General features: G+C 73.6%; 12 protein-coding genes and 1 pseudogene. 10 read left to right on the top strand and 3 right to left on the bottom strand.

The genetic code is table 11. The annotated features are described in order from the left end of the window. The first annotated feature begins 31 nt into the window (after positions 1-31). The gene (locus E1283_RS00560) at positions 32-2,797 is read left to right on the top strand and encodes a CDP-glycerol glycerophosphotransferase family protein (protein ID WP_341829896.1); all 2,766 of its coding nucleotides are present in this window, start codon (positions 32-34) and stop codon (positions 2,795-2,797) included. A gap of 45 nt (positions 2,798-2,842) precedes the next feature. On the opposite strand, the gene E1283_RS00555 is transcribed toward E1283_RS00560, so the two are convergent. After that, complete coding sequence (locus E1283_RS00555; RefSeq protein WP_132815367.1) at positions 2,843-3,922, bottom strand: acyltransferase family protein; 1,080 nt, start codon at positions 3,920-3,922, stop codon at positions 2,843-2,845. 77 nt (positions 3,923-3,999) lie between these two features. Here E1283_RS00555 and E1283_RS00550 point away from each other — a divergent pair, with 77 nt between their 5' ends. After that, positions 4,000-4,596: an alpha/beta hydrolase family protein gene (locus E1283_RS00550; protein ID WP_132815365.1), complete on the top strand. Its 597-nt coding sequence runs from the start codon at positions 4,000-4,002 to the stop codon at positions 4,594-4,596. On the opposite strand, the gene E1283_RS00545 is transcribed toward E1283_RS00550, so the two are convergent. Continuing rightward, on the bottom strand, positions 4,550-6,697 hold the full coding sequence (locus E1283_RS00545; RefSeq protein ID WP_132815363.1) for a hypothetical protein: 2,148 nt from the start codon (positions 6,695-6,697) through the stop codon (positions 4,550-4,552). The genes E1283_RS00550 and E1283_RS00545 overlap by 47 nt on opposite strands. 272 nt (positions 6,698-6,969) lie before the next feature. On the opposite strand from E1283_RS00545, the gene proB reads away from it, so the two are divergent. From proB to E1283_RS00520, 5 genes are all read left to right on the top strand, one after another. After that, positions 6,970-8,091, top strand: coding sequence for a glutamate 5-kinase (proB, locus tag E1283_RS00540; RefSeq protein ID WP_243744513.1), 1,122 nt, complete (start codon positions 6,970-6,972; stop codon positions 8,089-8,091). Positions 8,092-8,405: 314 nt separating this feature from the next. Further along, a complete protein-coding gene (locus E1283_RS00535; protein WP_132815359.1) occupies positions 8,406-8,810 on the top strand; it encodes a hypothetical protein in 405 nt (134 codons plus the stop codon). A gap of 89 nt (positions 8,811-8,899) precedes the next feature. After that, the gene (locus E1283_RS00530) at positions 8,900-10,183 is read left to right on the top strand and encodes a glutamate-5-semialdehyde dehydrogenase (RefSeq protein WP_132815357.1); all 1,284 of its coding nucleotides are present in this window, start codon (positions 8,900-8,902) and stop codon (positions 10,181-10,183) included. 49 nt (positions 10,184-10,232) lie between these two features. Continuing rightward, positions 10,233-11,000, top strand: a complete 768-nt coding sequence (locus E1283_RS00525; RefSeq protein ID WP_132815355.1) for an SCO2584 family spore wall biosynthesis protein — start codon at positions 10,233-10,235, stop codon at positions 10,998-11,000. Between the two features lie 151 nt (positions 11,001-11,151). Further along, positions 11,152-12,255, top strand: a complete 1,104-nt coding sequence (locus tag E1283_RS00520; RefSeq protein ID WP_132815354.1) for an SCO2583 family membrane protein — start codon at positions 11,152-11,154, stop codon at positions 12,253-12,255. Here the strand turns inward: E1283_RS00520 and E1283_RS00515 are convergent. Further along, entirely contained in the window at positions 12,215-13,408 is a 1,194-nt protein-coding gene (locus E1283_RS00515; protein ID WP_132815353.1) for a M48 family metallopeptidase, read from the bottom strand. The two genes, E1283_RS00520 and E1283_RS00515, sit on opposite strands and share 41 nt — an antisense overlap. Positions 13,409-13,553: 145 nt before the next feature. Here E1283_RS00515 and E1283_RS36940 point away from each other — a divergent pair, with 145 nt between their 5' ends. The 3 genes and pseudogenes from E1283_RS36940 to E1283_RS00505 form a co-directional block, all read left to right on the top strand. Then, entirely contained in the window at positions 13,554-13,715 is a 162-nt protein-coding gene (locus tag E1283_RS36940) for a hypothetical protein (RefSeq protein WP_165955962.1), read from the top strand. A 9-nt stretch (positions 13,716-13,724) separates the two neighbouring features. After that, positions 13,725-14,396 carry a nicotinate-nucleotide adenylyltransferase gene (gene nadD / locus E1283_RS00510; RefSeq protein ID WP_243744512.1) on the top strand — a complete coding sequence of 224 codons (672 nt, stop codon included), beginning with the start codon at positions 13,725-13,727 and terminating at the stop codon, positions 14,394-14,396. 20 nt (positions 14,397-14,416) lie between these two features. After that, positions 14,417-14,737, top strand: a pseudogene (locus E1283_RS00505) (LytR family transcriptional regulator); the annotation flags it as partial.

Raw genomic sequence — 14,737 nt, 5'->3', positions numbered from 1 at the left:
GTACCGTACCGACACCAGGAAGGCTGCCCCCGTGGCTCCCAAGAAGCCTCAACCCAAACCAGAAGAGTTCATCCCGGCCGAGCTCCGGAAGGCCATGCACTGGCTGCCCGAGGCCAGCGCCGAGAAGCGCGAGGAGTTCTTCACGGCCGCGGGGGAGTTCCTGGCGACCGCCGACGCCAGGAAGCTGCGCAAGCTGCCCCCGATGATGCGGGTCAAGTGGCACCTGGCGCGTGAGCGGCGGCTCAAGGAGCTGCTGAAGGTCCTCGCCTTCGAGCGCGAGTACCGGGCCTCCTCGTTCCCGGTGGGCGGCAGGCTGCGCCCCCGGGTGCAGATCCCCGGCCTCGACTCGTCCTCGCTGCCGTCCGACGTGGTCAGGCTGCGCCGCGGCGAGCTGCCGGTGAAGGCGAAGGCCACCGAGGTGGTGTGGCGGGACGGCCGGCTGGTCGTCACCGGCTACGCCTTCGTGCAGAACGTGCCGGCCGACAGCAGGGTGCGGCTGCCCAGGATGGGCTGGCTGCGCCAGCAGGGCGCCAAGCGGCGGGTCCCGCTGCGCGTGAGGTCCCGCACGGAGCTGCGCGCCACCCGCGAGTCGGGGCAGGCGCTGCGCAGCTACGACGAGTCCGGCTTCGAGGTCGTCATCGACCCCAGGAAGCTGAAGTCGGGCGGGGAGTGGCAGCCGGGGGTCTGGCAGCTGACGCTCGCCCTGCCCTCGCCCGGCGTCGTCCGGATCGGCTCGCCCAACAAGACCGACATCGGCAGCGCCGGCCACTCCCAGGCCCGGCAACTGGCGGACGGCGTGCGGCTGGTCGCGGGCTTCGCCGAGGAGCGGATGCAGCTGACCGTCGACACCCCGCAGGCCGAGATCCTCGGTCACACCAAGGTGGACGACGCGCTGCGGCTCACCGTGCACGTCCCCGGCACCACCGCCGGCCGGCGGCCCGCCCGGCTGCGCCTCGCGCAGAAGGGCGGCGGCCTCGACCGGGCGTACGAGGTGACCGAGTCGGCCACCGGCGACGTGCTGGTGGACGTCCCGCTCGCCGACCTGTCGGTCGCCGAGTCCGAGTCCGAGGCGACCAAGGACTTCATCGCCACCCTGGAGTTCCCGGACGGCGACACCCGCCGCGCCACCGTGCGCGACGGCTTCCTGCCCGGCCAGTACCCGGTCCCCGGCGGCCGGGAGATCGCCGTCACCACCGACGGCCCCGGGCTGCTCAAGCTGCACGACCGCGGCCGACAGGCCGTCGTCGACCAGCTCCGCTGGACGGACGAGGGCGAGCTGGTGCTGGAGGGCGCCTACACCGGCAACGGTGAGGGCCTGGAGCTCGTGCTGCGGCACGGCAAGTACTCCGAGGAGAAGTACCTGCCCTTCGAGCTGCGCCACGACGGCCGGTTCACGGTGCGGATCACCCCGGACCGGATGGCGTCCTACGACGGCGAGCAGCAGCTGCGGGAGGGGCGCTGGTACCTGTCCTTCCGGCCCGAGGGCGTGGCCGAGAACAGCGACGACGTCCCCGTGAAGCTGCGCGGCGACCTCGTCGACCAGCTGCCCCTGAACCACCAGGGCGCGAACCGCCTCTACTCCCTGGAGCGGCGCTTCTTCGACCGGGTCTTCCTGGCCGCCGGCTCCCCGCTGCGCGAGGAGGACCGGGGCAAGTACCGGCAGCGCAGGCTCCGCGAGCTGTACGTCAGGGAGCGCGAGCAGCCGCTGCGCAACGCGGTCTTCTACAACTGCTACCACGGCCGGCAGTTCTCCGACTCACCGCGCGCCATCTACGAGGAGCTGGTGCGCCGCGGGGCCGACGTCGAGCACATCTGGGGCACCAACGACCAGCAGGCCGTCGTTCCGCCGGGGATGCGCACCGTGGAGTGGAAGAGCGCCGAGTGGCACGAGGCGCTGGCCCGCAGCCGGTTCATGGTCACCAACGTGATGATCTCGTCGTGGATCAAGCGCCGCACCGACCAGATGTTCGTCCAGACCTGGCACGGCACGCCGCTGAAGAAGATGGGCGCCGACCTGCTGGGCACATCCAAGGCCAACCCGGCCTACATCGCCACCCTGCCCGACCGGTTCTCGCAGTTCGACTACCTGGTGTCGCCCAACGCGTTCACCACGCCGATCATGCGGAGCGCCTTCGGCTTCCCCAACGAGATCCTCGAGTACGGGTATCCGCGCAACGACGTCTTCTACCGCGAGGACCGCGAGGAGGTCGCGGCCCGGGTGCGGAAGGCGCTGCGGCTGCCGGAGGGCAAGAAGGTGCTGCTCTACACGCCCACCTGGCGTGACGACCAGCGGTTCGGCACCGGCAAGAAGTTCAAGCTCGACCTCCAGCTGGACCTGGAGGAGTTGGAGCGGCGGCTCGGCGACGACCATGTGCTGCTGTTCCGCAAGCACCCCAAGATGCTCAACAACATCACGGGCGCCCGGGACGGCTTCGTGCGTGACGTCGCCAGCTACGCGGAGATCTCGGACCTGTACCTGGTCTCCGACGTGCTGATCACCGACTACTCGTCGTCGATGTTCGACTTCGCGCACACCGGCCGGCCGATCCTGTTCTTCACCTACGACCTGGAGCACTACCGGGACGACCTGCGCGGGTTCTACTTCGACTTCACCGGCACCTCGCCGGGACCGCTGGTCAGGACGAACGGCGAGCTGATCGACGCCATCCGCACCGTGGACGTCGTGCACAAGGAGCACGCGGACCGGTACGCGGCCTTCGTGGACAAGTTCTGCGAGCCCGCCGACGGGCGGTCCACCGCCCGGGTGGTGGACAAGATGCTGGAGTGGATGAAGTAGCGGCTTGACCCGGGGCCTCCGCCGCCGGCCCGCCGGCCCGCCGGCTCAGCCGGTGGGGCGGCGGCGGAAGGCCCAGTCGAGCTTCGGTTCCATCACCGGGCGGAAGAGCCGGCGCACCGGCGGCGTGCACAGCAGGGTGATGACCACGGCGGCCACCGCGGTGGTGACCGGCACCGAGAAGAGGATCCCGCTCATCGGCTCGCCGTCGTACCAGCCCCACTCGATGACCGCCTTCACCAGGAAGCCGTGCAGCAGGTAGCCGGAGATCGTGCCCGCGCCCAGCACCGTGAACCAGGTGCGCCGTCCGGGCACCAGGGCGAAGAAGCCGCCGATCAGCAGCACCGCGCAGCCGAAGAGGGCGAGGGACATCGCGACGCCGACCCACCAGGCCTCGCCCAGCTCCTGCGCCGTCTCGCGGTGGTAGAGCCACTGGTACGGCATCCGCTCGGCCACCAGGTACGCCACCAGCAGCGCGCCGGCGAAGACCGGCAGCGCCAGCAGCCGCACGGCGCGGCGGCGCACCAGCTGGAGGTGTTCGGGCCTCAGGACCAGGCCGAGCACGAAGAACGGCAGGAACTGCAGCACCCGCTGGATCTGCAGGTCGCCGCCGAGGGTGGGCGACGCGGTGGCGACGGCGGCGAGCGCCAGCGCCACCGGCAGCGGCCAGCGGATCGCCTTCCACACCGGCACGGTCAGCCGCCAGATGAACAGCGCCAGCAGGAACCACATCAGCCAGCGCGGCTCGAAGAAGCCGACGTAGGTGCTGTCGTCGTCGGCCAGGCGGCGCAGGTACAGCGTGTAGGCGACCTGGAAGACCACGTAGGGCACGAGCACGCCGGTGACCAGCCGCTGCACGCGGTCGGCGCGGCCGTCGAAACTCCGGGAGAGGTAGCCGGAGATGACGATGAACGCCGGCATGTGGAACGTGTAGACCGTCAGGTAGAGCGCCATGACCACGCGTGAGTCGCCGCGCAGCGGCTCCCAGGCGTGGCCGATCGCCACCAGGACGATGGCCAGGTACTTGGCGTTGTCGAAGAACGCGTCCCGCTGCTTGGGTCTGTCCGCTGCCTGGCGCGGTACGGCGGGAGTCTCCTGGGTGCCCGTGAGCTGTCGCGTCTCGTTCATCAGTACGGCACCTTAGCGTCAGCCGGCGTTAAGGCGTGGCGCGGGGGAGCGGCGTTCCGCTGCCACAGACTGGGCGCATGACCAGAACCGTGCACACCCCCTCGGGAGACGCCAGGATCAGCTGGCACGCGGCCGCCGGGGCGCGGGCCGTGCTCGCCCTCGGCCACGGCGCGGGCGGCGGCGTCGAGAGCGCCGACCTCCAGGCGCTGGCGGGCGCGCTGCCGGCCAGGGGGATCACCGTGGCGCTGGTCGAGCAGCCGTGGCGGGTGGCCGGGAAGCGGGTGGCGCCGGCGCCGCGCACGTTGGACACGGCCTGGGAGGCGCTGTGGCCGGCGTTGGAGAAGCCGGGGCTTCCGGTGTTCGCGGGCGGACGCAGCGCGGGGGCGCGGGTGGCCTGCCGCACGGCGCGGGCGCTGGGCGCGCGCGCCGTGCTGGCGTTGTCGTTCCCGCTCCATCCGCCGGGGAAGCCGGAGAAGTCGCGGGTCGACGAGCTGACCGGGGCCGGGGTGCCGGTGCTGGTGGTGCAGGGCGGCACCGACCCCTTCGGCCGTCCCGGCGAGTTCCCGGCCGGCACCGAGCTGGTCGAGGTGCCCGGGGCCCACGGACTGGCGGCGCCCGAGCCCCCCGTCATCGGGCGGATCGGGGACTGGCTGACCGCTCGGCTGGCGGGCTAGCGGTTTCCCCCTGCCGCGCCCGCCGGGCGTCGGCCGCCGCGCACAGCTCGTCCACGGCCCGCCGGAACCGGACGATCGACGGCGGGTCGGCCGGGCCGAGCAGGTACTCGGTGAGCTCGGCGCGGGCCGTCGCCAGCCGGTCGAGCGTCGGGTCGACCACGCTGTCGAGCAGCTCGCCGAGGCCGGCCGCGTCCGGGGCGAGGATGGTCGCGGCCCGCACCGTGGGGTTGGCGGCGCGGAAGTCCGCCGCCGGCAGCCCGCTGGTGTTGACCACGGCGTAGGGCTTGGCGCTTGCCAGGTGGTCGGCGACGACGCTCGACACGTCAGCGATCAGCACGTCGGCCTGGTTGAAGCAGCTGTAGATGTCGGGCCGGGGGCCGGTGAGCACCAGGTGCCCCCTGGCCGGCTGGGAGGCCCAGAACGCCGCCGCCCACGTCTCGGCGGCCGCCGCCACGCCCGCCGCCCGGCCGGCGGCCGGGGCGCCCTGCGCCCCCATCCGCTCCAGGTCGTCGGCGCCCACCCGCACCATGCCTCCGTCGCCCGCGGCGACCGGCCGCGACGTCGAGTCGGCCGGCGGGCCGTCCTCGGCGGCGTCGGCCTCCGCGGTGTCGGAGACCGACGCCGGCTCCGCGGGCTCGATCGGCCCGGCCATGGCGTCCGCCACGGCCGCGGCGGCCGGCGCGCCGTCCTCGGCGGCGCCGCCCGACTCCGCCGCCGCCGCCGCCGGCGGCGGCGCCGACGCCGCGATCAGCGCGCGGATGCGGGCGTCCGCGGCGGCCGCCTCGCGGTTGACGGTGCCCGTCATCGGGTGCGGCTTGTACAGCAGCCGCACCCTCGGGTCGGCCAGCAGCGCCCTGACCACCTGCTCGCCGGCCAGGATGACCGACGTGTTGCCCGGGTCGTCCGTCCAGCCCTCCCAGGTCGGCGCGTACAGCACGGTGACCGGCCCCCTGGCCGGCGGCGGCCCCGCGGCCGGCCTGATCGGGGCCAGCTGCGGGCGGCCCACCTCCACCACGTCCCGGTCGTCGACCCCGACGTCCGCCAGCGCGTACCGGCGTCGCGCCGCCGGGCCCGCCACCCAGACCTCGTCGTACACCTTGGCGTACGGGTTGCAGCTGGACAGCTTGTCGCTCTCGCCGTGGTTGACGAACGCGTGCTTGATGGTGGGGATACGCAGCACCTGCGACGTCCTTGGCGCGTTCGCCGGATGGATCAGCACCTTGAGCGAGGAGTGTTCGAGCAGCATCAGGTTGGCCACCCGCGGCAGGCACACCACCGGCAGGTCGGTGGCCGCGATCTGCTGGAGCATCGGCCGCTCCCGCAGCACCACCAGCGCCCGCCGGTCGAGGGCCGCCATCGTGGAGAGCCACATGTTGGCCTGGTAGGCGGTGCCCGAGCCACCCGAGAAGTACAGGCCGACCTCCGGCCGGTACTCGGCCAGCCAGCGCCTGAACCACTCGAGGACCGCCTCCTGGGCGGGCGGCCGCTTCGCCGGCAGCAGCCAGGTGGCCAGCCGGCCGGCCGCCCCGCAGAACAGCGCCAACGAGACGCCCACCCCCAGCAGCCCCCACGCCGGCCCGCCGGTCGCCGCCGTGACCAGCAGCCCGACCGTGGCCGGCGCCGAGAGCAGCGGGACCCGGCGGATCGGGCTGGTCAGCAGCCGCGGCGGGGCCGGCGAGAGCCGCAGCTCGTCGGCGTCGACGTTCCTGGTGAGGACCGGCAGCGTGCGCTGCCGCCGCACCAGCACGCCGACCGCCCGGCACAGGAAGTGGGCCGCGTAGCAGGCGAGCAGCCCGCCGACCAGCAGCAGCCCGGCGGCCCCGCCCAGGTCCGCGAGATGCCCGACGCCGACCACGGACAGCAGGTCGCGCAGCAGCTGTCTGACGGTCTCGTCGAAGCGCAGCCGGTTGAGCGGGGACAGGGTCCCCGGCCGCCAGCGGCGCAGCGCCAGCTCGAACCCGAGGCCGCCCGCGCCGGCGGCGCACAGCAGCGGCGCGTTGGGCAGCAGCGCGCCGAGGAACTGCGCGGTGAACAGGACGAGCAGGACGCCGGAGGCGGCGAGGACGTTCAGGCCGCGGCGAGGCGGCGGTCCGACGGGCAAGGTGGGGCTCCCGTGAAACGTGGTGCGGATGCGAGTGCGCACGCGCGCGAGGGCGCGGGCGGGGGAACGCGCGAGGACGCGTACCGGGGAAGCGGCCGGCGGCGTGCGAGGGCGCGACCGGCCGGAAAACGCGAGGCGGTGAACCGCCTGGTTACGGTTGTATGAGCGCCGGGGCGGTCTTCGGGCGCGCGTGGGGCGCGTGGCCGCCGCTCGCGTAGATTATGGCCCAGGGGTCGATTCGACCGGGAACGAACGAACGCAGGGGTACCACGGTGGCAGCGGCACCACGGCAGGACGTCTCCGACGCCCGCAGGATCGTCGTCAAGATCGGTTCATCCTCGCTGACCACCGCGGCCGGAGGACTGGACGCCGACCGGGTGGACGCACTGGTCGATGTGCTGGTGAAACAGGACGGAAGGCAGATCGTACTGGTTTCCTCCGGTGCGATCGCCGCCGGTCTCGCCCCGCTCGGCCTGGCGCGGCGCCCCTCGGACCTGCCCCGCCAGCAGGCCGCCGCCAGCGTCGGCCAGGGCCTGCTGCTCGCCCGCTACACCGCCTCCTTCGCCCGGTACGGCCGGCGCGTCGGCCAGGTGCTGCTCACCTCGGACGACACCAGCCGCCGCGCCCACTACCGCAACGCGTACCGCACCCTCGACCAGCTGTTCACCCTCGGCGTGGTCCCGGTCGTCAACGAGAACGACACGGTCGCCACCGACGAGATCCGGTTCGGCGACAACGACCGGCTCGCCGCCCTCGTCGCGCACCTGGTCAGGGCCGACCTGCTGGTGCTGCTCTCCGACGTCGACGGCCTCTACGACGGCGACCCGGCCAAGCCGGGCACCAGCCGGATAGCGGAGGTCACGGGGCCCGAGGACCTGGCCGGCGTCGAGATCGGCCGGGCCGGCCGGGCCGGCGTCGGCACCGGCGGCATGGTCACCAAGGTGGAGGCCGCCGCCATCGCCACCGGCGCCGGCATCCCGGTGGTCCTCGCCTCCGCGAGCCGGGTCGCCGACGCGCTCTCCGGCGCGGGCGTCGGCACCTACTTCCGCCCCACCGGGCGGCGCTCCGCCGGCCGGCTGCTGTGGCTCGCCCACGCCTCGACCCCGCGCGGCTCGGTCACCCTGGACGCGGGCGCCGTGCGCGCCATCACCGAGCGCGGCAGCTCGCTGCTGCCGGCCGGCATCACGGGCGTGTCGGGGGAGTTCACCGCCGGCGAGCCGATCGAACTGCTCGACGAGTCGGGGCTCCCGGTGGCCCGCGGCCTCGTCAACTTCGACGCCCGCGAGATCCCCCGGCTGATCGGTCGCTCCACCCACGACCTGGCCCGCGAACTCGGCCCCGCCTACGAACGCGAGGTCGTCCACCGCGATGACCTGGTGCTGTTGCGGGCATAAGACCCGTCGGCACTCCGTGGCGGCCCCGTGTTACACGGGACGGACACCGGAGCGGTGCCGGATCTGTGAAAGACCAGTCTTTCCACCGAAGGTTCCGGGAAACGGCCCCCATCGCGTCCCGCGAACTGGTCCACTCGATCCGCGTGGTCCGCGCGCGGTGTCGGGCGTGTCGCGCGTGGCGCGCACCGGGGGGCGTCGAGCACCGCGCCACGCGGCGCGCCTCAGCACCACGAGGCACCCGGACACCCGGGCAGCCGGGCACACAGACACACAGGCACACGAGGCACCACGAGCAGCACGTCAGGAGGCCGCCGGTGAGGCGACTGGCCAGCGTCCAGGGAGGCACCCGGGCGGCGGGGGAGGACGGCCAGCGGCCCGCCGCCCGGCTGTGGCACATCACGCTCAGCGTGGCCGGCGCCGCCGCGCCGCTGCAGGACGTCCGCCGCGGCCTCGAACGGCTGGCGAACGACCACCCCTTCCTGCTCACCAGCCGCTACGCCCCGGACCACGCCGAGATCAGGTACTGGGAGGAGGCGCGGGACCTGCACGACGCGGCGGCCGTCGCGCTGCGGCTCTGGGGCGAGCACCGCCGCACCGCGCAGCTGCCGCCGTGGGAGATCGTCGGCCTGGAGGTCATCAGCCGGGAGACGTACCACCAGCGGATCGCCGAGGGCTACGGCCCGCCGCCCGCGGTGCCGGTCGGCGTCCACCCGTTCTAGCCCGCCCGCCGGCCCGCCTCCGGGCCGGCCGGGGACCGCTCCGTGGAACGCGTTCGGCCGCCGGCACCCGGGCGACTACCCTGCACAGCATGACCAGCAGCGCACCCGCAAGCGACTCTCCCGTCCTCGCCGCCGCCCGCCGGGCCAGGGAGGCCGCGGCCGCCCTCGCCCCGCTGCCGCGGACGGTCAGGGACCGGGCGCTGCTGGCCATCGCGGACGCGCTGGAGGCGCGGGCCGCCGAGGTGGTCGAGGCCAACGCGGCCGACGTGGCCAGGGCGCGCGCGGCCGGCACCTCGGAAACCGTGATCGACCGGCTCACCCTCACCCGGGAGCGGGTCGCCGCCATCGCCTCCGACGTGCGCGACGTGGTGGCGCTCCCCGACCCGGTGGGCGAGGTGGTGCGCGGTTCGACCCTGCCGAACGGGCTGGAGCTGCGGCAGGTCCGCGTCCCGCTCGGCGTCGTCGGCATCATCTACGAGGGCCGCCCCAACGTCACGGTGGACGCCGCCGCGCTCTGCCTCAAGTCGGGCAACGCGGCGCTGTTGCGCGGCTCGTCCTCCGCCTACGCCTCCAACGAGGCCCTGGTCGGGGTGTTGCGGGACGCCGTGGCGGGCGCCGGACTGCCGGCCGACGCCGTCCAGTTGGTGCCGGGCGAGAGCCGGGAGTCGGTGCACGAGCTGATGCGGGCGCGCGGCCTGGTGGACGTGCTGATCCCGCGCGGCGGCGCCTCGCTCATCCGGACCGTGGTGACCGAGTCCACGGTGCCGGTGATCGAGACCGGCACCGGCAACTGCCACGTCTACGTCGACGAACTGGCCGACCTGGACATGGCCGTCGAACTGCTGGTCAACTCCAAGGCGCAGCGCCCCGGCGTGTGCAACGCGGCGGAGACGGTGCTGGTGCACGCCGGCGTCGCGGACCGCTTCCTGCCGCTGGCGCTGGCCGCGCTCACCGCCGCCGGGGTCACCGTGCATGGCGACGAGGCGTGGCAGAAGGCGGGGGCCGGCGCCGGCGTCCGGGTGGAGCCGGCCACCGACGTCGACTGGGAGACGGAGTACCTGAGTTACGACATCGCGGCCGCCGTCGTGCCCGACCTGGACGCGGCCGTCGCGCACATCCGCCGCTGGACCTCGGGGCACACCGAGGCCATCGTCACCCGGGACACCGCCGCGGCCCGGCGGTTCGTCTCGCTGATGGACTCGGCGGCCGTGATGGTCAACGCCTCCACCCGCTTCACGGACGGCGCCCGGTTCGGCTTCGGCGCGGAGATCGGCATCTCGACCCAGAAGTTGCACGCCCGGGGTCCGATGGGGCTGCCCGAGTTGACCACCACCCGCTATGTGATCACCGGCGAGGGTCACACCGTGGAGTGAAATCCGGATGGCCCTCCCCCTGGCCGCGTATTCGGCCTACGCTGGAGTTGTGCCGGACGACGTGGGGGGCCTTCCGTCGCCGAATGGCGAGGGGCCCAACAGCGAGGACGTGGGGGCCGCCGACGAGGCGTTCGCCTCCGTGGTGCTGGACGAGGCGTTCATCGAGGCGGCCGAGGTTCACGAGCCCACCGCGGCCGAGCGGATCCTGTACGCGGCTCTGGAGCGCGCCGAGTCCGAGGCCGAGTTGGAGGCCGAGGCGGGCGGCGAGATCGGGTTCTACCGGGATCCCGACCTGGATCCCGGCTCCTCGGACGGCCTCGCCGGGTTCGAGCCCGGCGGTGGCCAGGCCGGCTTCCTCGGCGAGGGGCCGGACGACGAGGACGACGGCGACGACGAGGGCCGGTTCGACAGCTCCGACTACACGCGTTACCTCGCCGACCTGCCGGACGGCGAGTACGACGACCAGGCCGAGCAGGACGAGTTGGCGTTCGGCGGCCCCTACCCGCCCTACGACGGCGGCTACGGCGGCGTGGTGATACCCGGCTCGGGCGGTGCGGTGGGCCCGGGGCCCGCCCACGCGGAGTCCGCCGCCGGCTGGCGCCCGGTGCGCTGGCAGCGGCCGGTCGCCTGCGTGCTCGCCATGGTGATGGGGATCAGCGTGATCGCCTTCGCCCTGATAGCCATCCAGCGCGCCGGCTCCGGGAGTTCCCGGCTGCCGACGCCGCCCGCCCCCACCGAGCCCACGGATCCGGAAGGCCCGGGCGACGAGGGCACCACCGTGGAGGCCGAGTTCTCCGACGGGGACGGAACCCGGTAGCGCCGGCCGCCGTCGGGCCAGGCCGGTGGGCGGCACACCGGGCGCCACGCGCCCGGGTGGGCCCGCGCGCGCCGGCACACTCCGGCGGGGTCGGCAAAATCCCCGCTGACTGGGGCTGTTGACCGTCCGCTCGGCGACTTACGCTGGACGGGTGGCCGGGCGCACAGACCCTCCAGAAGGACTACCCGGGGGCGCCCCGGGAGCCGGGGACGAGGAATACCAGTCGACCGTCTTCGACGAGTCGTTCGTCAGAGCTGCCCGACTCCAGGAGTTCTCGGCGCAGGAGCGCCTCGAGGACCACACGACGGCCGTGCGGCGGCGCGACCCCGAGCCGGGCCGCGGCCGTACGGTGCCCAGGCAGGGGATCGCCCTGGCGCTGATCATCCTGCTGGCCTTCGCGGCCGCCATCTACCTCGGGAACAACAACCCCTACGACACCCCGGTCCGGCTCAACTCCGACCCGCCGTCCGCCGACACCACCGTGCTGGTGCCGGACGGCGAGGTGCCGGGCGGGGCCGACGCCGACGCGGCCTATGCCGACACCCCGGCCGCCGACTACGGGCTCGGCGCCGGCGGCGTCCACCTGCCCGACCCGCGGGCCACCGACAACTTCTCGCGCGAGCAGGTGCTCACCGCGCTCACCCTGGCCAAGGAGTACGTGGTGGCCAGCGGGCTCACCCCCGAAGTGCTGCTGGGGGACACGGTGACGCCGGTCAGGGACCTGCTCGGCGCCGAGCAGCAGCGGCAGTTCGACAACGCGACGCAGGCTCACGGCCTGCAGTCGGTGCCCACCGACTGGCTGATCCGCTTCGACACCGACGCCGTCGAACTGGCCGACCTGCAGGTGCGGGTGGACGGCGGCTTCACCTTCGTCGAGACCAACGACGACACCCTCCAGGTCACCGCCCGCCACGTCCTGGCGTACGCGCTGCGCGCCGCCGGCACCGGCGGTGAGGGCGCCCCGGCGCCGGTCGTCGTGTTCACCGCGCATCGGCAGCTGCGGCTCCAGTTCGGCAAGGAGGAGCTGCGCGACCGCAACGTGCTGGTGCGCGAGGTCGAGCAGCTGCTCGGCCCGATGGACTGCGCCGCCGACCCGTCGGACGCGCTGCGCCCGCTGCTGCCGGGCGAGCGGGCGGACCCGCCGGCGGCCGCCGCCGTCGACCCGTTCGCGTTGGACGGCGGCCGCGCGGTGCTGTGCGGCGAGTACGCCCCGTTCAGCGATCCTCGGGCGCACGCCCCGCTGCTGAACCGTTAGGCCCCTCACCGCCACCGGTGTCACGGCCGGTGTCGCCGCCGGTGGCGTCGCCCTTGCCCGTGGACCGGGACCTGCTCTGCCCGGTGGCGAAGTCCCGCAGCCGGCCGCCGAGTTCGCCGGCGCCCCCGGCCACGTCGTTGACCAGCCTCATCAGCGGGTCCTTGCTGGACCGCACGCGCTCCGTGTAGTGCCCGGCCGACTCGCGGAAGGCGTCGGTGACCCGCGCCTCGCCGTCCCCGTCGCGGCGCGGGTAGTGGCCGTCCATGATCCGCTGGTGGTCGCGGCCGCCCGCCCAGCGGCGCAGCTCGGCCGCCCGCACCGCCGCGAACGGGTGGCTGCGCGGCAGCACGTTGAGGATCTTCAGCACCGAGTCCCGCAGGTCGCCGCCCGCCTCGTACTCGTCGGCCTGCTTCAGGAACTCGTCCACGTTCATCTCGTGCAGGTGGTTGCCGCCGGCCAGCTTCATCAGCCCGCGCAGCGACGCCGCCTCGTCCTGACCGACCAGCAGCCCGGCCCGGTCGGCCGACAGCTCGGACTTGCGGAACCACTCGCGGAGCGCGGTGACGATCGCCATGATCGCGATGCTGCCCAGCGGGATCCACGCGACCCGGACGGCGAGGTTGGTGAGGAACAGCAGGATGGTGCGGTAGACCGCGTGCCCGGACAGCGCGTGCCCGACCTCGTGGCCGACGACCGCCCGCATCTCGTCCTCGTCGAGCAGCTCCACGAGGCCGGTGGTGACCACGATGATCGGCTGGTCGAGGCCGATGCACATCGCGTTCGGGTTCGGGTCCTGGGTGACGTAGAACGGCGGGATCCGCTCCAGGTCCAGGATGTGGCAGGCGTCGAGCAGCATCTCGTGCAGGTGCGCGAACTGCCGCTCGTTCACCCGCACCGAGTCGGAGAGGAACAGCAGCCGCAGGCTGCGCTCGGGGAGCATCCCGCTCAGTGTCCTGAAGACCGTGTCGAAACCGGTGAGCTTGCGCAGCGCCACCAGCGCCGAGCGGTCGGCCGGGTGTTCGTAGGCCCGGGACGAGATCCCGGGGAAGCTCCGCCGCCCGCCGCCGCGCGCCCCCGTCTCGGTGCCGTCGTCCGTCGTGCCGTCGCTCGCTATGCCGTCCGTGCTGTCCGTTCCGCCGGCGTTGTCCGTCATGGGGCCCCCTCCGTGTGCTGCGCCGCCCGCGCCGGGGCCCAGCGCACCGCACTCGGAGCGGTGGGGGCAAGAGGCCGCGGCCGGCTCGTCCGCTTACGATGACCCTACGTTTCAGCCGTCAGCCACGTTCCCGGATAGGCCAGCCATGATGACGCTCTCCGCCTCACCCGCCGCCGAAGCCCTGGTCAGCCTCGCCAACGAGGGCGGCCAGCACGACTCCCTGAACGCCTATGCCATCGGTGGCGGCGCCCTGGCGGGCCTGCTGCTCCTGCTCTGGATCACGACCCGCCTCAACCGCGACCGCTAAGGTCGGTCCATGCGAGAGCGGATAGCCCGTGCCAAGCGGCGCATCGGCGTGATGGGCGGCACGTTCGACCCCGTCCATCACGGGCACCTCGTGGCCGCGAGCGAGGTGGCCGCGCTGTTCCACCTCGACGAGGTCGTCTTCGTGCCCACCGGCAAGCCCTGGCAGAAGGACCACAGGTCCGTCTCCCCGGCCGAGGACCGCTATCTGATGACGGTCATCGCCACGGCGTCCAACCCGCAGTTCTCCGTCAGCCGCATCGACATCGACCGCGGCGGCAAGACGTACACCATCGACACGCTGCGCGAGCTGCGTGCCGAGCACGCCGACGCGGACCTGTTCTTCATCACCGGCGCCGACGCGCTGGCACAGATCCTGGGGTGGCGGGACGCCGAGGAGTTGTTCGCGCTCGCCCACTTCATCGGTGTCACCAGGCCGGGGCATCCGCTCGCCGACCCCGGACTGCCGAGCGGCGGGGTCTCGCTGGTCGAGGTCCCCGCGCTCGCCATCTCGTCCACCGACTGCCGCGAACGGGTCGCCCGCGGCGATCCGGTCTGGTATCTGGTGCCGGACGGGGTGGTGCGCTACATCAACAAACGCGCCCTCTACCGGGACCTTCCCCCGGCTCCGACGGGTGGGCACCCCCAGGACGACGCCGAGGGACCGAGGCAATCGGCGCGCTGAACGGCTGAAGGGCGGCACTGGTGAGCGACCGACAGGACCCGTACGGGCAGTTCGGCCAGCCCGGACAGATCTACGGCTACGACGAGTACGGTCGTCCCGTCTACGGCACGGAGCCGCAACAGCCGCCCGCGCAGGGGGAGTACGACTACGGCTACGGCGCCACGCCCCAGGACCAGGGCGCCGCGCAGGGCTACGCCGGCGGCTACGGCTACCCCACGGGCCAGCAGGCGCCCGTCGCCGACCCGAACGCGCCGCCCCCGAACCCGAACGCCTACGACGGCTACGGCTACGGCTACGGGGGCGGCGCGGGCACCGGCTACGACCAGGGGCAGGGGCAGGGG

Origin of the sequence: Streptomyces hainanensis, from assembly GCF_004348415.1 — a bacterium.
Taxonomy (GTDB): domain Bacteria; phylum Actinomycetota; class Actinomycetes; order Streptomycetales; family Streptomycetaceae; genus Streptomyces; species Streptomyces hainanensis.
The sequence above is the reverse complement of the archived record's forward strand: the minus strand, read 5'-3'. Positions and strand labels throughout refer to the sequence as shown.

Coding starts and splice junctions, on each gene's coding strand:
- E1283_RS00550 (WP_132815365.1), top strand. CDS start 4,000: ATGACCAGAACCGTGCACACCCCCTCGGGAGACGCCAGGATCAGCTGG.
- E1283_RS36940 (WP_165955962.1), top strand. CDS start 13,554: ATGATGACGCTCTCCGCCTCACCCGCCGCCGAAGCCCTGGTCAGCCTC.
- E1283_RS00555 (WP_132815367.1), bottom strand. CDS start 3,922: ATGAACGAGACGCGACAGCTCACGGGCACCCAGGAGACTCCCGCCGTA.
- E1283_RS00530 (WP_132815357.1), top strand. CDS start 8,900: ATGACCAGCAGCGCACCCGCAAGCGACTCTCCCGTCCTCGCCGCCGCC.
- nadD (WP_243744512.1), top strand. CDS start 13,725: ATGCGAGAGCGGATAGCCCGTGCCAAGCGGCGCATCGGCGTGATGGGC.
- E1283_RS00515 (WP_132815353.1), bottom strand. CDS start 13,408: ATGACGGACAACGCCGGCGGAACGGACAGCACGGACGGCATAGCGAGC.